Origin of the sequence: Luteitalea sp. TBR-22 (assembly GCF_016865485.1) — a bacterium.
Classification (GTDB): Bacteria; Acidobacteriota; Vicinamibacteria; order Vicinamibacterales; family Vicinamibacteraceae; genus Luteitalea.
The window spans coordinates 4,068,028-4,086,876 of sequence record NZ_AP024452.1; the positions used below are offsets into that span (position 1 = coordinate 4,068,028).

Annotated in this window: 12 protein-coding genes and 1 tRNA gene; 7 read left to right on the plus strand and 6 right to left on the minus strand. The window is 71.2% G+C overall.

Annotation, left to right across the window (positions count from 1 at the left end; all coding sequences use genetic code 11):
* Positions 1-164: 164 nt before the first annotated feature.
* From TBR22_RS17140 to TBR22_RS17160, 5 genes are all read left to right on the plus strand, one after another.
* Complete coding sequence (locus TBR22_RS17140; protein WP_239489065.1) at positions 165-1,487, plus strand: vanadium-dependent haloperoxidase; 1,323 nt, start codon at positions 165-167, stop codon at positions 1,485-1,487.
* A gap of 136 nt (positions 1,488-1,623) precedes the next feature.
* Positions 1,624-2,382 carry a glucosamine-6-phosphate deaminase gene (locus TBR22_RS17145; RefSeq protein ID WP_239489066.1) on the plus strand — a complete coding sequence of 253 codons (759 nt, stop codon included), beginning with the start codon at positions 1,624-1,626 and terminating at the stop codon, positions 2,380-2,382.
* Positions 2,383-2,386: 4 nt separating this feature from the next.
* Positions 2,387-3,697, plus strand: coding sequence for an MFS transporter (locus tag TBR22_RS17150; RefSeq protein WP_239489067.1), 1,311 nt, complete (start codon positions 2,387-2,389; stop codon positions 3,695-3,697).
* Positions 3,690-4,676, plus strand: coding sequence for an N-acetylglucosamine-6-phosphate deacetylase (locus TBR22_RS17155; RefSeq protein WP_239489068.1), 987 nt, complete (start codon positions 3,690-3,692; stop codon positions 4,674-4,676). The genes TBR22_RS17150 and TBR22_RS17155 overlap by 8 nt, the downstream gene beginning before the upstream one ends.
* Before the next feature lie 98 nt (positions 4,677-4,774).
* Positions 4,775-7,069, plus strand: coding sequence for an ATP-binding protein (locus TBR22_RS17160; protein WP_239489069.1), 2,295 nt, complete (start codon positions 4,775-4,777; stop codon positions 7,067-7,069).
* Between the two features lie 130 nt (positions 7,070-7,199).
* Here TBR22_RS17160 and TBR22_RS17165 read toward each other — a convergent pair whose 3' ends face one another.
* The gene (locus tag TBR22_RS17165; RefSeq protein ID WP_239489070.1) at positions 7,200-7,856 is read right to left on the minus strand and encodes a DUF1080 domain-containing protein; all 657 of its coding nucleotides are present in this window, start codon (positions 7,854-7,856) and stop codon (positions 7,200-7,202) included.
* A gap of 143 nt (positions 7,857-7,999) precedes the next feature.
* On the opposite strand from TBR22_RS17165, the gene TBR22_RS17170 reads away from it, so the two are divergent.
* Together TBR22_RS17170 and TBR22_RS17175 are read left to right on the plus strand one after the other, a co-directional pair.
* A complete protein-coding gene (locus tag TBR22_RS17170) occupies positions 8,000-8,755 on the plus strand; it encodes an arginyltransferase (protein ID WP_239489071.1) in 756 nt (251 codons plus the stop codon).
* A 246-nt stretch (positions 8,756-9,001) separates the two neighbouring features.
* Positions 9,002-9,077, plus strand: a tRNA-Thr gene (locus TBR22_RS17175).
* A 14-nt stretch (positions 9,078-9,091) separates the two neighbouring features.
* On the opposite strand, the gene TBR22_RS17180 is transcribed toward TBR22_RS17175, so the two are convergent.
* The 5 genes from TBR22_RS17180 to TBR22_RS17200 form a co-directional block, all read right to left on the minus strand.
* The gene (locus TBR22_RS17180) at positions 9,092-9,670 is read right to left on the minus strand and encodes a hypothetical protein (RefSeq protein WP_239489072.1); all 579 of its coding nucleotides are present in this window, start codon (positions 9,668-9,670) and stop codon (positions 9,092-9,094) included.
* 121 nt (positions 9,671-9,791) lie between these two features.
* Positions 9,792-11,288: a PAS domain-containing sensor histidine kinase gene (locus tag TBR22_RS17185; RefSeq protein WP_239489073.1), complete on the minus strand. Its 1,497-nt coding sequence runs from the start codon at positions 11,286-11,288 to the stop codon at positions 9,792-9,794.
* A 333-nt stretch (positions 11,289-11,621) separates the two neighbouring features.
* Positions 11,622-12,008 (minus strand): hypothetical protein, encoded by a 387-nt coding sequence (locus tag TBR22_RS17190; RefSeq protein ID WP_239489074.1) that lies wholly within the window; start codon positions 12,006-12,008, stop codon positions 11,622-11,624.
* Between the two features lie 296 nt (positions 12,009-12,304).
* On the minus strand, positions 12,305-15,415 hold the full coding sequence (locus TBR22_RS17195) for a PAS domain S-box protein (RefSeq protein WP_239489075.1): 3,111 nt from the start codon (positions 15,413-15,415) through the stop codon (positions 12,305-12,307).
* Positions 15,416-15,470: 55 nt separating this feature from the next.
* Positions 15,471-18,791, minus strand: a complete 3,321-nt coding sequence (locus TBR22_RS17200) for a response regulator (protein ID WP_239489076.1) — start codon at positions 18,789-18,791, stop codon at positions 15,471-15,473.
* Positions 18,792-18,849: the final 58 nt, after the last annotated feature.

The following is an 18,849-nucleotide window of genomic DNA, read 5'->3' on the forward strand; positions in this document are numbered from 1 at the left end:
CCGGGCTGCGCCTCACGCGCAGGCAGCTCGGCACTGTGCGCCTGCGCCACACCGGGCGTTTGATCGCTTACCGAGCACACAAGGCCCCTCAGCCGACTCATCCACAGGGTCGTGCGTGCTCATCCGCGCCCTCCCGCAGCCGGTCACGCCTGAAAGGAGTCGTCATGTCTTGTCCTGCAGTGCGGCGCTTCACGCGTCACGCATCGGTTGGTCTCGCCTGCGTGGGGATGCTCGCCTTCGGCGCAGCCGTCGCGCCGCGCCCGGCCACCGCCCAGGGTGCGTCCTCCACCACCACGATGGTCATCGAGTGGAATCGCGTCCTGAACGAGGCGTTCGCCACACCCGGAGCCAACCCGCCCACCATCTTCTTCACGCGGCCGTACGCGATCATGAACGTGGCGATCTTCGACGCGCTCAATTCCATCGAGCGGCGGTACCAGCCCTACCATGTCCGCGTGAACGCGGCTCCGGGGGCCTCGGCCGACGCGGCGGTCGCCCAGGCCGCCCACGACACGCTGGCGGCCATGATGCCGTCGCTGCGCGCGCGGTTCCACGCGGCGCTGATGGCCAGCCTGGCGCCGTTGCCGGCCGCGGCAGCCGCCGACGGCGCGGCCGTGGGCGCGGCGGTGGCGCGCGAGATCCTCGAACTGCGTCGCCATGACGGCTGGAGCCGCACGCCGCCGGACTACCAGTTGCCGACGATGGCGGGCTACTGGCAGCCGACGCCGCCCAACCTGCCCGGCCCGGCGTTCACCCAGTACCCCGATGTCATGCCCTTCGGCCTCGACGGCTCGCAGCACTTCGTCCCGGCTCCGCCGCCGTCGATGCTGAGCCAGCGGTACACCGATGACTTCAACGAGGTGAAGTCGCTGGGGGCCGTCAACAGCACGACGCGCACGGCCGATCAGACGCAGATGGCTCGCCTGGCGCAAGGGGTCGGCACGACCACCGGCCCCGCGCAGTTGTGGAACCTCGTGCTCAGCGACCTGGCGCGCAGTCGCTCCCTGTCGGGCCTCGAGACCGCGCGCGCCTTCGCGATGCTGAACATGGCGCTGCACGACGGCTTCCGCGTCACCATGAACGGCAAGTACCTCTACGGACTCTGGCGTCCCGTGACGGCCATCCGCGAGGCCGACCGTGATGGCAACCCGGCCACCGAGGCCGATCCCGCCTGGCTGCCGTTGATCACGACGCCCCCGTACCCCAGTTACCCGGGCAACCTCGCCTGCGCCGGCATCGTGGGCGCGACGGTGCTGGCCAGGACCTTCGGACGCAACGACGTCCCCTTCTCGGTGACCTGGCCCGACGCGACCGGCGCGCCGGTCGCCACGCGGCAGTACAACGGCTTCCGCCAGCTGGCCGACGAGTGCTCGCGCGCCCGCATCTGGGGCGGGCTCCACTTCGAGTTCGACCAGACGGCCAGCAAGGGCGTCTGCGAGCAGGTGTCGAACTACGTGCTCGACAACCAGCTCCGGCCACTGCCCTGACGGCCGTCGCCCGTTCGGACGGTCCGGTCGGAGACCGGGCCCTACCCGTAGCCTGCGACTCCCGATTCCCGACTCCCGATTCCCGGATCTTTGTCGCACGTTGAGGCATGCGTGCCCTGTGCTAGAGTCGCGCGCCATGAACATCTCGGTCCATGCAGACGCCGTCGCGCTCGGCGCGGCGGCGGCCGCCGACGTCGCCGCCGCCATCAACGCCGCCGTGCAGGCGCGCGGCCGCGCCCGCATCATCGTGGCGACCGGTGCGTCGCAGTTCACGTTCCTCGACGCGCTGGTGGCGCGCACCGACGTGCCGTGGGCACAGGTGGACGCGTTCCACCTCGACGAGTACATCGGGCTCCCCGTGAGCCACAAGGCGAGCTTCCGGAAGTACCTGCAGGAGCGGCTCTTCAGCCGCGTGCCCGTCGGCTCGGCGCTGCTGCTCGACGGCGAGGCCGACCCGGCCCGCGTGCTCGCCGAGGCGGGCGCCGCGATCTCGGCCGCTCCCATCGACGTGTGCTGCTGCGGCATCGGCGAGAACGGACACCTCGCCTTCAACGACCCGCCAGCCGACTTCGACACCGAGCAGCCCTACCTGGTGGTGAACCTCGACGAGGCATGCCGTCGCCAGCAGGTCGGCGAGGGCTGGTTCGGCGGGCTCGACGAGGTGCCGACGCAGGCGCTCAGCATGTCGGTGCGGCAGATCCTCAAGAGCCGCGCGATCTTCTGCATGGTGCCCGACGAGCGCAAGGCGGCGGCGGTGCAGGCCTCGCTCGAGGGGCCGGTGACCAACATGGTGCCGGCCTCGATCCTCCAGACGCACGCCCACACGCAGCTCTACCTCGACCCCGCGTCCGCGTCGCGCCTGCAACCGGCGACGCTCGCGGCGGCGCGCGCCTGATCCCGTGGCCAGCGCACCGCGCCCCATCAAGCACCTGCGGTGGTACATCGCGGTGCTGCTGTGCCTCGCGTCCGAGCTGAACTATCTCGATCGGCAGGCGCTCTCGGTCCTCGCGACGCAGATCCAGAAGGACGTCGGCTTCACCGACGCCCAGTACGGCCAGATCACGTCCGCGTTCCTGATGAGCTACTCGGTGATGTACCTGGTCAGCGGGCGCATCCTCGACATGATCGGGACGCGTAAGGGCTACCTGTACTTCGTCGCGGCGTGGTCGGTGGCGGCGATGAGCCACGCGCTGGCGCGCACGCCGTTCCACTTCCAGGCCGCGCGTTTCGCGCTCGGCGCCGCCGAGGCGGCGGTGATTCCGGGCGGCGTGAAGGCCGCCACCGAATGGTTCCCGGTGCGCGAGCGCGCGCTGGCGGTCGGCATCTTCAACGCCGGGACGGCCCTCGGCTCGACGCTTGCCGTGCCGTTGATCGGCGCAATCAGCCTGTACTGGGGCTGGCGCGCCGCCTTCATCGTGTCGGGCGGGCTCGGCCTGATGTGGCTGCCGCTGTGGGCCTGGCTGTATCACCGGCCCGAGGACCACAAGCACATCACCGCCGAGGAACGGACGATGATCCTGTCCGACCGCGGGGCGACCGACGGCCAGCCGCCGCCATCAATGGGCGTGCTGCTGCGGATGAAGGAGACATGGGGCTGCGTCGCGGCGCGGGTGCTGACCGACCCCATCTCGTACCTGCTGAACTTCTGGGTGCTCAAGTACCTCGAGGACCAGTTCCACATCCCCCGGACCACCCTGCTGGCCGTCGGCTGGCTGCCCTACGCGGCGCTGGCGACCGGCAACATCGCGTCGGGCGCGATTCCGCGCTACATGGTCAATACCCTCGGATTCACGGTGAATCGGGCGCGCAAGCTGACGACGTTCACCGTCTCGGTGACGGCGCTCGTGCTGTTCCTGGTGCTGGCCCGCATCGACTCGGTCGCGCCGCTGGCGGCGCGCGTCGGCCTCGACATCACGACGCTGGCGATCATCTGCGTCACCGCCGTCATGTTCTGCCACGGCGCCTGGGGCAACGTGATCCTGCCGGCGGAGGTGTTCCCGGCACGCGCGGTCGGATCGGTCACCGGCCTGGGCGGCCTGATGGGCAGCGTGGCGGGCGTGATCACGCAGCGCATGATCGGCCACGTCGTCGAGGGCGCCGGCTACGCGCCCGTGTTCCTGGTGTGCGCGTCGGCGTACCTCATCGCCTTCTTCGCCGTGGTGGTCCTGATCGGAGAGCTGGGGCGCATCCGGGAGGTGCGCGGTGCGTGAGCACGCAGGCCCCGCGTTCGTCGACCTGCAGGTGAACGGCTTTGCCGGCGTCGACTACAACGCCGCCGAGGTCACGACGGCGCAGATCGCCGAGTCGTTCGCGGCGATGGAGGCCACGGGCGTCGGCCTGTGCCTGCCGACGATCATCACCTCGACCACGGCGCACTTCGCGGCGTGCGCGCGCCGGATCCTCGACACGCGGCACCCGATCGTCGCCGGGCTCCACATGGAGGGCCCCTACATCTCGCCGGAAGACGGCTTCCGCGGGGCCCACCCGCTCGCGTGCGTCACCGAAGCCTGCGTCGACGACTTCCGTCGTCGACAGGACGCAGCCGACGGGCGGATCCGGTTGTTGACGCTCGCCGCCGAAGTGCCGGGCGCGCTTGCGGTCATCGAGGCCGCGGTGGACATGGGCGTGCGCGTCGCCCTCGGGCACACGCACGCGACGGCGGCGCAGATTGCCGATGCGGTCAGCGCCGGCGCCACGCTGTCCACGCACCTGGGCAACGGCTGCCCCGCGGTCCTGCCGCGGCATCCCAACGTGATCTGGGACCAGTTGGCCGACGATGCCCTGCACGCCTCGCTCATCGTCGACGGCCATCACCTGCCGGCGAGCACCGTGCGGGCGATGGTCCGCGCCAAGACGCCGGAGCGCTGCCTGCTCGTGACCGACGCCATCATGGCGGCCGGCGCGCCACCGGGACCGTACCGACTCGCGGGCCTCGACGTCGTCTGTTCCGAGGATGGGCGGGTGGCGGCACCGGGCTCGGCCACGCTGGCCGGGTCGGCCCTGACGATGCCGCGCGCCGTCGGGCTGGCGACCGCCTGGACGACCCTAGATGTGGGGGTGGTGTGGGCGATGGCCTCTACCCAGCCGGCTCGCTACATCGGACTCGAGCCACGCGGCCACACCCGGGTCCGCTGGAGCGACGATGGCGGACGAGTACTCGAGGTGGCGTTCAGCCCCACAAAGCCCTGAGACGGGCGTTTTTTCCTTGTTTCAGCGGAGTCCCGACGCGCACCATGATGCGGATGGCTCATCCGTCCGATAGTTAGGACGGAACTCACGGACTCCTGGTGCAGACGACCCGAACCCAGCGCTGGCTGCGCATCTACGTGGGCAGCGTCATTGCTGCCGGTCTGGCGCTGCTGGCGACCGCCATTCCCACCGTGGGCGAGCGGCCGTACGCCTTCGCGGGCCTGCTGGCGCTCGCGGCGGCGCTCTCCGCGCTCAAGATCCACGTGCCGCTGGCGCGCGGGTGGGCCACCATGTCCACCTCCTTCGCTGCGCTCTTCGTGGCGATGCTGACGGTGGGCTTCGGCCCGGCGCTGGTCATCGCGGCGGTCTCGGGCTGGGTCCAATCGGCCTTCCACAGCAAGACGCGCTCGCCCGTGTGGCGGCACATGTTCAACAGCGCCATGCTGGTGCTGTCGGTCGGCGCGGCGGGCAGCACGTTCCTCCTGCTCGGCGGCCACCTGGGGCAACTCGATCAGGCGCTCGACATCGGCCCGCTGATCGGCGCCACGGCGGCCTACTTCCTCACCAACTCGCTGATCGTCTCGACCGCCGTCGCGGTGTCGACCGGGCAGGGCCTGTGGCGCTGCTGGCACGACAACTTCCTCTGGACCGCCCCGGGGTACTTCCTCACGGCCGCCGTGGTGTCGCTCGCGACGCTGGTCACCAAGTACCAGCGGTGGGATCTGGTGTTGTTCGTCCTGATCCCGGTCGGGTTCATCTACCACTCGTACAAGGTCTACTTCGGCCGCCTCCACGAGGAACAGAAGCGCGTGCAGGCGATGGCCGACCTCGAGGCCAGCGCCCGCGAGGACCTGGCGGCCGAGAAGGAACGCCTGGCGGTCACGCTCCGCTCGATCGGGGACGCGGTGATCACCACCGACCTGCAGGGGCGCGTCACCATGCTCAACGTGGTGGCCGAGCAGCTCACGGGCCGGACGCAGGACAAGGCGGTCGGCAAGGCCATCGACGACGTGTTGTGCCTGTGGGATCCCGAGGGGACGACGGTGCAGGAAGTGCCGGTGTCACGGATCCTCGAGACCGGCCGCATGCCCGACAGCGAGACCAACGCCTCGCTCATCGCGCCCGACGGCGCGCGCCTGTCGGTCAACCTCACCGGCGCGCCGATGTCGGACGGCGAGGGCCAGAAGGTCGGCGTCGTGCTCGTGGTGCGTGACGTCACCGAGAGCGTGCGCCTGACGCAGGAACGCGTGCGGGCCAGCAAGCTCGAGTCGCTCGGGGTGCTGGCCGGTGGCATCGCCCACGACTTCAACAACGTCCTGACCGCCGTGGTCGGCAACATCGCGCTGGCGCGCAGCGACGAGACGCTGTCGCGCGAGACGGCGACCTGGCTCGAGGAAGCCGAGCGCGCCTGCCTGCGGGCCCGCACGCTCACCCACCAGTTGCTGACGTTCTCGCGCGGCGGCGACCCGGTGAAGCGGCCGATGCACATCGGCCCGCTGGTGGACGCGACGGTGCGGTTCGCGGTGAGCGGGTCCAACGTGCGGTGCAGCGTCGAGGTGGCGCCCGACCTGTGGGCGGTCGAGGCCGACGAGGGCCAGATCGAGCAGGTGGTGCACAACATCGTGCTCAACGCCAAGCAGGCGATGCCGCGCGGCGGGCAGGTGCACGTCTCCTGCAGCAACGCGCGGCTGGCGCCGATGCCCGAGGTGCCGGGCGCGCCGCGCCAGTTCGTGCGCATCACGGTGCGCGACCACGGCGTCGGCATCCCGGCCGAGCACCTCGAGCGGATCTTCGACCCGTACTTCACGACCAAGCCGTCGGGCACCGGGCTCGGGCTGGCCGTGTCGCACGCGGTCATCAAGAACCACGGCGGGCTGCTGCAGGCCGAGTCGACGATCGGCAGCGGCACCAGCTTCCACATCCTGCTGCCGCGCTCGCTCAAGCGGGTACCGGCAGTGACGGCGGCGCCGCTGGCCGCGATCCCGCACGGGTCGGGCCGGGTGCTGGTGATGGACGACGACCGGTCGATCGCGACGGTGACCGCGTCGATGCTCCGGACGCTCGGCTACACGCCCGACATCGTGTCGGACGGCGAGATGGCCGTGGAGCGCTACCTGCAGGCGCTGGAGATGGACGAGCCGTACCGCGCGGTGGTGATGGACCTGACGGTGCCGGGCGGGATGGGCGGCGCCGAAGCGCTCGCCCAGCTGCGGGAGATCGACCCGCGCGTGTGCGCGGTGGTGATGAGCGGCTACGCCGACACGGGCCTGCTGGCCGACTACCAGCAGGTGGGCTTCGCGGGTCGGCTCGCCAAGCCCTTCTCGCTGCGCGACCTGGCGGTCACGCTGCACGACCTGCTGGCCGCCCAGGGCTCACGGATCCGGGCACATTGAAGTAGGGCTCAGGACGCAGGGCTCAGGGCTGTCGACGCGGGCTCAGGCCTCAGGGCTCAGGGCTCAGGGCTCAGAGATCTCTGTGAGTGGTTTCTGAGCCTCGAGCCTGTAGCCATGAGCCTGGTCTGGCCTACCGCTGCGTCAGGTCGCGAATCCAGATCTCGCGGAACTTCATGTCGCCGTTGCCACCCGAGTGGAGCTGCAGCGCGATGCCGCCGTCGAACGACTTGGGCTGCGGGTCGGTGAAGTCGACCACCTGCACGCCGTTCAGCCGCGCGATGTAGCGGTTGCCGACCACCGTCAGCACGTACTCGTTCCACTCGCCGCGGCGGACCACCATCTCGTTCTCGGGCGCGGGCCACACGATCCAGTTGCGGCCGTCGCCGTAGAGGCCGCCGGTGTGGTGCATCGCCTGGCAGTCGATCTCGAACTGCAGGCCCTGCGTGATGGTGGGCGTGCCGGGCTTGAACTCGGAGTGGAAGAACACGCCGCTGTTGCCGTCGCCGTCGCACTTGAAGTGCATGGCGAGCTGGAAGTCCTTGTAGTTCTTCTCGGTCTTCAGGTAGCCGTAGGCCTTGGTCACGGCGACGCCGTGCAGGATGCCGCCGGGCTCGACGTTCCACTGTTCGTCGCCGATCTTCTGCCAGCCGGTGAGGTCCTTGCCGTTGAAGATCTGGACCCAGTCCTCGCCGGGCAGCTTCGGACGGGCCGCCGGCTGGGCGGCGACGGTGGACGCGAGGACGGCGGAGACCGCCAGGGCGAGCGGAAGGGTACGGAGCAGTCGCATGCGCCGGACTATACCGCACGGAACACGGCAGTCGGCAGTCGGCAGTCGGCAGTCGGCGCCGGCGGTCAGCGCTCGGCGGTCGGCCGTGCGCGGCCGCGCCTGGTGGCTCGACGCGCTGGCGCGAGGCGTTACCATAACGAAGCGTGGTCGCGACCTTCATCGTGTACGACGAGCTGGACCGGTGTCCCTACCTGGCCGGCCATGTGGCGCGGCTGCCGTTGCGGGTGCCGGCGCGTCCGCTGACGCGTTCCGAAGTGGACGCCGCCCTCGCCGCCGGCGACCGTCGCCAGGGTGTGTTCCTGTACCGCCCGAGCTGCCCGGCCTGCCAGGCGTGTGAGCCGATCCGGATCCCGGTGGCGGAGTTCGCGCCCTCGGCGACGCACCGGCGCACGCTGCGCGCCGGGGACGCGAAGTTCCGCCTGGAGGTGGGGCGGCCGGTCGCCGACGACGACCGCGCGGCGTTGTACGCGCGGCACAAGTGGGGCCGTGGCCTGACGACGGCCGAGGACAACGACGAGACGACCGACGTCGAGACGTATGCGGCGTTCCTGGTCGAGACCTGCTGCGAGAGCGTCGAGTTCGCGCTCTACGATGGCGACAAGCTGGTGTCGGTGGCGGTGGCCGACCGCGGCGACCGGTCGCTCTCGGCGGTGTACTGCTGCTTCGACCCGGACTACGAGCGGTACAGCCCCGGCACGTACACGATCCTCAAGCAGTGGCAGTACTGCGCGAGCGAGGGGCTCGAGCACCTCTACCTCGGGCTCTACGTCGCCGACTCGGCGCACCTCTCCTACAAGGCGACCTTCCGTCCGCACGAACGGCGGATCGAGGGCTCGTGGCGGCGCTTCGATCGTTCGGGGTCGTCGACGCCGTCCGACGACGAGGCGCGGGCGAGCTGAGCGGCGGACTGGGGCTTGCGGCTCGAGGCTCAGGACGCAGGGCTCAAGGCTCAAGGCTCAGGAAGGAGCTCACGGCTGGGGCTGGGGCTGGGGCTGGGGCTGGGGGCTGGGGCTGAGCGTGTAGCCGTCGGCCTTGGCCGACGGTGATTCGCCCGCCTTCAGGGTAGGGCCGGCTCGGAAGCCGCCCGCCGGCGTGGTATACTCGCGCGGTTGTTCGCCGGCGCCCGCCGGCCGCCCTCCTCCAGGGCCGACGTAGCTCAGTTGGTAGAGCAGCTGATTCGTAATCAGCAGGTCGCCGGTTCAAGTCCGGCCGTCGGCTCCACGTTCCTCGCAGACTCAGGGAACCGCAGCGTCGTCGATCGTCTGCTCGACGTGGCGCCGTAACGCCTCGTGGCAGTCGCCTCGGCTGCCCCACACGCGCACCCAGAGTCCCTTGCGCCGGTAGACGTCACTGCTCGAAGGCGCCGTGGCGCGGCCGACCGCGAAGTCGCCGCGCGGACCCGCCTCGAGCCGCGGCCACTGCAGCGCGTACACGAACGTCAGCTCGTCGCTACTCCGGTAAGCCGCCGCGTACGCACGTGCGCCCTCGAATCGCTGCGCGCGCATCGCCTGCAACTGACCTCGGTCCAGGGGCGGTCCATCAGGCAGGCGCGGGGCCTCCTCCGGCCCGACGACCACCTCACCGATCGCGATCACCCTGTCGCGGTCCTCCCCGACCCACGGGTTGCTCGGGAGGATCACCGGTCCCCAGAAGCCGGAACGCACGCGATCGCCGCCCAGGCGCTCGGAGGGTGCTGGCGCGAGGACACAGGACGGTCCGAGTGCGGTGCGCGGTGCGGTCAGCCTCGACAGCGCCTCGTCGTGCCGGGGTGGCGCAGCCTGCATGACGATGAGCAGCAGAAGGACGAGGCCCATGGTGTGCCCTTTCTCCGGATGCCGCGATCATACCGGCCGCCAAGGATGCACGGCCTCGGCCGCCGCGCCATCATCACGCCGTCGTCACCTGTCGAGGCGCGGCGCTCTTTCGCGGAGACATCTACGAACCGGCCTGGTTGCGGGACGGGTCCGTCGACGTTGCCGCGGGCAGCGTGATGCGGAACGAGGCACCGCGTCCGGGCTCGCTGTCCACCGCAATCCGTCCGCCGTTCTGCTTGACGATCCCGAACACCATCGAAAGACCGAGCCCCGTACCTTTCCCCGGCTCCTTGGTGGTGAAGAACGGCTCGAAGATGTGCGGCATCACGTCGGGCGGGATGCCGGTGCCCGTATCGGTGACGACGACCTCGACCTCGTCCGCGGCCGGTCCCGGCCGTGTCGCCACGCCGAGCACGCCGCCCCCGGGCATCGCGTCGCGGGCATTCACGCACAGGTTGAGGAGCACCTGGTCGATCTGCCGACGGTCGGCCATGACCCACATCGGCCCTGCGGCGAGTTCGACCTTGGCGGAGACGTCGGCGCCGAGCAGGGGCAGGAGTAGACGCTCGAGTGACCGCACCCGCTCGTTCAGGTCGAGGACCTCGGGCGCCCGTGGCTGACGCCGGCTGAACGCCAGCAGTTGCTCCGTCAGTTGGGCCGCACGCTCTCCCGCCTCCGCCACCTGCGCCAGCCAGAACGACCGCTCGTCGTCGGCAGGCAGTTGCAGCGCCAGCAGGGAGGTGTACCCGTTGATGATCGTGAGCAGGTTGTTGAAGTCATGCGCCACGCCTCCCGCGAGCCGGCCAACAGCCTCCAGGCGCTGGACCTGCTCCACGGCGGTCTCCCACCGACGACGCTCGCTCTCGTCGGCCACTGTGCCCACCCATTCCAGCGTGCCATCACGGTGCGTCACCGGTGTCGCTCGCGAGGTCACGAACGCCCACGTGTCGTCACGGCGACGCAGGCGAAACGGGATGACGAACGACTGGCGATTGCTGAGCGCTTGCTGCCACACCTCCAGCACGGCTGGGCGGTCGTCGGGATGCACGAGGTCCAGCCAGCCCTCCCCGGACGCCTGCGCCTCCGCGAGGTCGTGGAATTCCGGCGACGATGTCACCTGACGGCCGCGCCCGTGCTCGTCGGAGACCCACACCAGTTGGGACGTCGCGTTGACGAGCGTGCGGAACCGCTCCTCGCTGCGCTGGAGCTCCCGCTCGGCGGCGACCTGTGCCGTGACTTCCTGCAACTCCACACCGAGCGCCGTCACGCGCCCCTCATCTGTCACCGGCCATACGGTGAGGAGCCAGTCCCTGGGCGTGCCAGGCTGCGAGCGCGTCTCGGTGGCGAGCACGAGTCGCGTCACGGACTCCCCGGCGGCAGCCACGTGCCGGTAGATCGCCTCGACGTGGGGCCAGACCATCGGCAGCACGTCCGCGACGGTCCGGCCGAGGTGTGCCTCCACGGACACGCCGTTGAACGCCGCGAGTTGCTGGTTGACGAACAGGAAGCGGAAGTCGATGTCGACCAGTGCGAAGCCCGTCGGAGCGCTGCGCAAGGCACTCGTCAGCCACGCGAGCGCCGGGTCGCCCCCTGCCAGGGGATCGCGCGGGGCCGTCAAGGCCCTCCTCGCTGCAGAGCGGACGGTGTGGAGTGAGGCATCGTGGAACCAGCGTCTTCGCCGACGCCTGCGTCCGAGCGGGCCTCCTATGTATACCGGATCGCCACACCCCTCGCCAGCAGGGCCCCGTACATTCTCGGCCCAGGCCGAGTCGGGGCTCCGCCGGCAGGCCGACACCGTGGGGAGCGACCGCGTGGGTCCGGTGCCATCCTTCGGCGCCGCCCCCCTTCTTCGCGGGCGGCGTCTGGCACCCTGCGTCACCGCGCCCAGACACCTGCGGGCGCCTGTCCGGCCGCGAGCCGGGTGGTGACCCGGCCCGCATGCCGTATCGCGTCAGTCGGAAATGAACGTCGAAGTGTAGATCCCGCTGGGCGTGATGGTCTCGCGCACCGTTCCGCAGACGATCTGGTCGTAGCCGCGCAACCGCAGACACTGCTCGTAGGTGTTCCGCACGGTGCTGGTGGGCACGGCAGCCCCGGCGGGTAGCTGGCCCACGTCCTGGTAATGGAAGAAGGCGACGATGCCCTCGTCGTCCAGCTTGAGGACACGGTGGGCCCGGCACCCTTCGTCGAAGTAGTTGTCGCCGACCGCATCGGTCACGAGGCAACCGTCGCCGCGCGCGGGATCGGCGGGCGTGGCGGCGCCGCGGGTGGCACCGACCAACAGGAGTACGCCCGCCAGTGCGGTCGCAAACGTCGCTCGTTTCATCATCGTCGTCATCGGTCGGGCTCCTCGGTCAAGAGGACGGCGGCCGCGCACCCGGGCGCGATCGGACGTCCGGTCACACGGGACGGTCGACGGCCCGAGCCCTGACGGGCTTCCGAGGCAATCGAACGAAGGCTGGACGGCTCAGCTTGGATCCGGCACTTGGAGGAGTCAACTCAAGGCACATGTCAGCCGGCGGGCTTCCACGAGTCTCGGCACCTGGATGCAGAGCTCTGCGCGATGGCCGGCTGGCGGCGCGTCCGCCCCGAGGCGCCCGGGGTCGGTAGGCCTGCACGCCCACGGCGTGGGCCTCAGGCAGCGCCGCGAGGCGCGAGCGCCGCCTTCACGGCCCGGTCGAGGTCCTCGGCCAGGAACGGCTTCTCGAGGAAGTGCGTACCCGCGGCGAGCAGGCCGCGATCGGCGATCACGTCGTCGGTGTATCCCGACATGAAGAGCACTTCGAGGCGCGGCCAGCGGGCGCGAATGGCCCGCGCCAGCTCCTGCCCGTTCATGGTGGGCATGATCACGTCGGTCAGCAGCAGTTCGATCGGCTCGTCCTCCGCCTGCGCGAGGGCGATGGCCTCTACGGGGTCCGACGTGGCGAGCACCACGTACCCCAGGTTGCCGAGCATGTGGGTGACCAGTTCGAGGATGTTGGCGTCGTCCTCGACGAGCAGGATCCTCGCCCTCGGCGCCTGCCGTGGCGCCTCGGCAGGCGTGATCACCGCGTGCGCCTGCATCGCCCCGACATACCGGGGCAGGTGGACGTCGAACGTCGCCCCGTGCCCCGGCTGGCTCGACACCGTGACGAAGCCGCCGTTCTGGCGCACTGCCCCATCCACCATCGCCAGGCCGAGGCCCGTCCCGGTGCCGACCGGCTTGGTGGTGTAGAAGGGCTCGAAGATGTTGGCCAGGGTCGCCTCGTCCATCCCCTGCCCCGAGTCCGACACGCGCACCACGACGTAGTCGCCCGCGGTCGCGCCGCCCGCGACCTCGGCCGGCCCGAGCGACACGTTGCGGGTGCTGATGGTGATCGTCCCGACGCCGCTGATCGCGTCGCGCGCGTTGACGCACAGGTTGGTGAGGATCTGGTCGAGTTGCGTCGGATCGAACCACACCGGCCACGCTCCGCCGGGTTGCCAGTACAACGTGATGTCCTCGCCGAGCAGGCGTCGCAACAGCGACAACGTGCCGGCGATGGCGTCGTCGATGCCGAGGGGACGCGGCATGACGGCCTGCTTGCGGGCGAAGGCGAGCATCTGGCGCGTCAGGCCCGCCGACCGCTGCGCCGCCTCGCGGATCTCGGAGAGGTCCCGGTGCAACGGGTGCGAGGGCGGCGCCTGTCGTAGCGCCAGTTCGGCGTGTCCCAGGATCACCGACAGCATGTTGTTGAAGTCGTGCGCCACGCCGCCGGCCAGCCGGCCGATCGACTCGAGCTTCTGCGCCTGGGCGAGGCGTCCCTCGAGCGCCAGCCGCTCCTGCTCGGCCTGCCGACTCGCCGTGATGTCGACCATCAGCCCGCGCAGCCAGCGCGGCCGCCCCTCCTCGACGACGACCCGCACGATGTCCCGGAGCCACAGGTACCGACCATCGCGGGCGAGGAAGCGGTACTCGAAGTCGTGCGCCTCGGCGCGGCCGGTGCAGGCCACGCAGTACTTCACGGCCCACTCGCGATCGTCCGGGTGGATGTGCGAGGCCCAGAACCCCGGTTGGAGCCAGTCGCTCGTCGGGTACCCGAGCAGGCGCTCGGCGTAGTCGCTGACCGACGTGAACTCGAAGGTCGCGGCGTCGGCCTCCCACACGATGCCGTCGGTCGAGGCGACGACGTCCCGGAGGCGCTGTTCGCTGGCGCGCAGGGCGTCCTCGGCCGCCTTCCGCTCGGTGATGTCCTGGAACGTGCCGTAGAGGCGCACCGGGCGCCCGCCCTGGCGCTCGGCGAACCCCTGCGTCTGCACCCACCGGTGCCGGCCCTTGGCCGTGATGATCGGCAGTTGCAGGTCGTAGGGCGTGCCGGTGTCGGAGGCCGCCTGCACCGCCGCGGCGATCACCGGTCGCGCCTCGGGGGCGAACAGGTTGATGCCTTCCTCGAGCGACGGCTCGACGAGCGAGTCGATCTCGGCGATGCGGAACGTCTCGCGGGTCCACGTGAGCCGCATCGTCTCGAGGTCCACCTCCCAGCCGCCGACGCGCGCGAGCTCGCCGGTGCGGTCCAGCAACTCCTTGGCGCGACGCAGCGCCTGCTCGGATCGGTACCGCTCGGTGACGTCGCTGAACACCATCACGACACCGACGACCGCCCCGGTGACGTCGCGGATCGGCGCGGCGCTGTCGGCGATGTGCCGCTGTTCCCCGTCGCGACGGCGCAGCACCGTGTGGCTGGCCAGCCCCACGACCTCGCCGCGCGCCAGCACCTCCTCCACCGGATTCGGAGCAGGCGTGTTGGTGAGCGCGTCGACGATCGTCAGCACGTCGGTCAGCGGCCGGCCCAGCGCCTCGGCCAGCGGCCAGCCGGTGAGCCGCTCGGCGGTCGGGTTCATCCGGGTGATGACGCCCTGCGCGTCGGTGGCCACGACCGCGTCGCCGATCGACTGCAGCATGGTCGCGAGGTTCTGCTCGCTGACCCGAAGCGCGGCGGTCGCGAGCCGGCGGACCGTGATGTCGCGGTGGGCGACCACCGCACCGGGACGCGGCCCGCCCAGTCGGGTGATCGAGATGCTGAACCAGCGCGGCGCGGTCGGGCTGTCGCAGGGGTACTCGAGCTCGACGTGAGTGCTGTCGCCACGCAGCACCGCGGCCAGGCCGTCGGCGACGACCGCCGCCTCGCCGCCCGTCGGGGTCGCCGCAGCGCGCCGGCACACGTCGAGGTAGTTCATGCCGACGTGATCGACGGCGGGCTGCGCCCCGTTCTCCGTGCCGAACGTCCGCCAGGCCCGGTTGACCGCGGTGATGACCCCGTCGGCGTCCAGCACCGCAATCTCGTCGGCCACCGAGTCGAGCACCTCCGCGTGATACCGGCCGGCAGCCGCGCGGTCACGCGCCAGCCGACGCGCCACGTCGATCCGCCACGACAGCAGCGCCAGGTACGCCCCACCGTCGTCCTTGACGAGCACGTCGACGGTCGCGTCGCGGAGCAGGTCGGGCGCCATCGCCTCCTCGCCCGGCGCCAGCAGGACGAGGAGAGGTACGGCGGCCGCTTCGGTCGTGAGATCCACCGCGAGGCCGTCCGGCAATCGAAGGCCCGACACGATCACGTCGGTGGGTACGGTGGCCAGGCAGGCGCGCGCCTCGGCGAGCGTCGGGACGGCGATCACGGCGGACGAGGCCCCCGACGAGCCCGCCAGCAGGACCTGCTGCACGAGGGGCTCGTTCCCGACGAGGAGGATGCGACGGGGCGCGACGGGGAGGGCCGCTGCGGCTGCCATCTGATGGGACGTTATCGGTTCGTCAGTCTACAGGCACCAGCCCTGCCCGTGCCGGTCACGCCGTGGCCCTCAGACGATCGCTCCACTGATCGAGCATCGCCGCCAGTTGCTCCTGCCGGATCGGCTTCGACAGGTAGTCGTCCATGCCGGCGGCGAGGCACCGTTCCCGGTCTTCCTGCATCGCGTTGGCGGTGAGCGCCACGATGACGTGCCGCCGGTCGCCTTCGCCCTCGCGGATCCGCCGGGTCGCCTCGAAGCCGTCGCACTCGGGCATCTGGCAATCCATGAGCACCACGTCGTAGGGCACCCGTGCGGCCAGCGCGATGGCCTCGAGGCCATTGGCCGCCACGTCGACGTGGTGCCCCAGTTTCTGGAGCATCCGGGTCGCCACCCGCTGGTTCACCGCGTTGTCCTCGGCCACGAGCACGCGCAGATGCCGGCCGCCCGGCTCGGCCGGCGAGACGCGGCGGTTCGCCGTGCCACGCCCCGCGCCGAGCGCGAGCGTCACCGCGTCGAGGAGGGCCCGCCGTCGCGCCGGCTTGGCGACCAGGGCGACGAAGCCCTGCGCGCGCGCCTCGTCGGCAGCGCCGGCCCGGACGCCAGGCGCCACGAGCACGAGCGGTACCTGGCCGTGCGGCTCCCGCAGCTGACTCCGAAGCACGCGGGCCGCGTCGTGCGACACGCCCGCACCGAGGAAGACCATCGAGACGAACTGTCCCGCCGCGCCCATCCGACGTGCGACGTCGAGGGCGTCCTCGACCCCCGCGACGCAGGTCACGTGCACGCCCCAGCCGTTGAGGACGGACTCGATCGCATGCCGGTTGATCGCGTGCGCGTCGACGCAGATCGCCCGGTGACCCTCGACGATCGCGGGCACCGCGAGTTCATGCGGCGCCTCGGAGACCCCCATCCGACAGGTGAACCAGAACGTGCTGCCCTGCCCCGCCGCACTGCTCACGCCGACGCTGCCGCCCATCGCCTCGACGATCTGGCGGCTGATGGCCAGCCCCAGTCCGGTGCCGCCGTACTTACGCGTCGTCGAGGCATCGGCCTGCGTGAACGGCGTGAACAGCCGTGCCTGCGCCTCCGGGTCGATGCCGATGCCGGTGTCGCTGACCTCGAAGCGCAGCACGACGTCCGCGTCGCCCTCGACGTGGCCGCTGACGTGGACGTGCACCGTGCCGCTGGACGTGAACTTGACGGCGTTGCCGAGGAAGTTGGCCAGCACCTGCCGCACGCGCCCCGGATCGCCCATGACCATGGCCGGCACGCCGGGCTCGATCACCAGGCCGCACTCCAGGCCCTGGCGGCGGGCGCCGTCGGCCACCAGATCCAGCGCGTCCTCGATCACCCCCGCCAGGTCGAACGACACGACCTCCAGGGAGATGCGCCCCGCTTCGCCCTTGGAGAAGTCGAGGATGTCGTTGATCACGCCGAGCAGGTGATCGGCCGACGACCGCACCGCCTCGGCGCACTCGCGTTGCTCGCCGGTCAGCTCGGTGTCGAGCAGCAGGCCGGTCATCCCCACGACGCCGTTGATCGGCGTGCGGATCTCGTGGCTCATCGTGGCGAGGAAGGCGCTCTTGGCCGCGCTCGCCTCTTCCGCGCGGCGCGTCGCGTCGGCCAGCGCCGCCGTGCGCCGGCGCACCCGCGCGTCCAGCTCGCCGACCAGTTCGTTGAGCGCGTGGTTGGCCCGCTCGCGATCCTGGAGCGCCGCCTCGAGTTCGACGCGGCCGTCGCGCAGGCGCTCGAGCATCGAGTCGAAGTCGGCCGCGAGCCTGGCCACTTCCGCAGGCGCGCTCTCGTGCACGTCGGTCCTCGCCACGGGGCCGTCGGCCGTCACCGTGCGCGCCGCCGACACCAGTTGCTCCAGCGGCGCGGTGACGCGACGCGAGGCGAACCCGAGCAGCGGGAGCGCGAGGGCCAGGCTGCCGAGCACACCCAACGTCGTGATCACGTAGTACTCGGCCACCGGCACCTGCACGGTGGTCACCGGGATGCGGGTGAGGACGGTCCAGCCGAGGCCGGGAATCGCCTGCCGCGCCGACCAGAACGACTGACGCGCCCCGCCATCAGCCTGGTGCGGCCTGCCGTCGGCGCCCGCCACTCGCACCCACGACGAGTCTGCCGCCGAGGCGAGCAGGCGCAGCCCGTCGGGGCCCTCGGACGCGACCACGTGCTGCCGTTCGTCGAGGATGACCGCCGACTGCGACGGCATGAGGATCTCGCGCATCCGGAGGGCGAGCCGTCCCAGGTCGAGCGAGCCTTCTGCAACGCCGTCAACGACGCCGTCGTGCCGCCGGCTGATCGGCGCGCTCAGCGCGACGATGGGATCGGAGCCGAAGCCACGGCCGCGGAACACCTCGGAGCGGTAGCCGGCTCCCGTGCGGAGCGGCACGCGGAAGTACTCGCGGTCGCCGACCGACCGGCTCCCGGTCGTGGCGATCGGCCGTGACGGCCCGCTCAGGCGCGACGACCCGGCGCGCGTGAGGCCATCGCGCCCGGCCACCAGCATCGTCAGGAAGCCGTCGTGCAGGCCGTGGTGCTCGAGCAGCACCGCCTGCACCTCCCCGTGGTCGAGGCCGACGTGCTCGAGCCGCTGCGCCAGCGACGCGACCGCGAGTTCGTGCAGACGGACGTACTCGCCGACGCGATGCGCGATCAGCGCGGCGCGGTCCGCGAGCGCCGCCCTCGCCTCCTGCTCGGCCCGCCGCATCTGCAGGCCGCCGAGCCCGAGTCCGAGCAACACGAGGGGGATGGTCACCAGCGGGACGGTGTGCACGAAGATGGCCGATCGGAGCCCGGGACGCTCCGTCGCCGGCGCCACGCCACCGAGCCAGCGGCGCACGGCGGGCTGCGCCCCGACCAACTGCGCGATGCCGATGTTGAGCAGGCCGTTCAGCGGCTGCTTGGCCAGCACCAGGAGCGTCGCCGCCGCCGTGACGCCCTGGGTCGAGCGATGCACCAGCAGGATGAGCGGGATCCCGAACAGCACCCAGTAGCCGACGCCGGCCAGCAGCGGCGACACCCGACGACGCGCGAGGCTCACGACCGCGAGCACCTCGCCGGCCGCGAGCACGGCCATCAGCCACGAGTGATACGCGAGGCACGTGCGCGCCGTGGCGAGGACCGCCGTCAGGGCGCCCCACCACGGGCCGAGGACCAGGCCGATGACCAGCGACACGGCGCCGTCGAGGCGCAGGACCATGTCACCGGCCAGCGGCGGGCCCCACGCGATGAGCGCGTCGCCGGCGGCGGCGCCGACGAGCGCTATCGCGAGATAGCGCGCCGACCGGATGCTGCCGCGATACGGCCGGAACAGGGAGCCCGGGGCGCCTGTGGGCTGAAGGTCCTGCGCTGTTTCGCCCCGGGTCACCCCCCTTCCATCGGCAGGGGGGAGAGGAACTGGAGGCGCGAAGGGCCCGGGCCTGCCG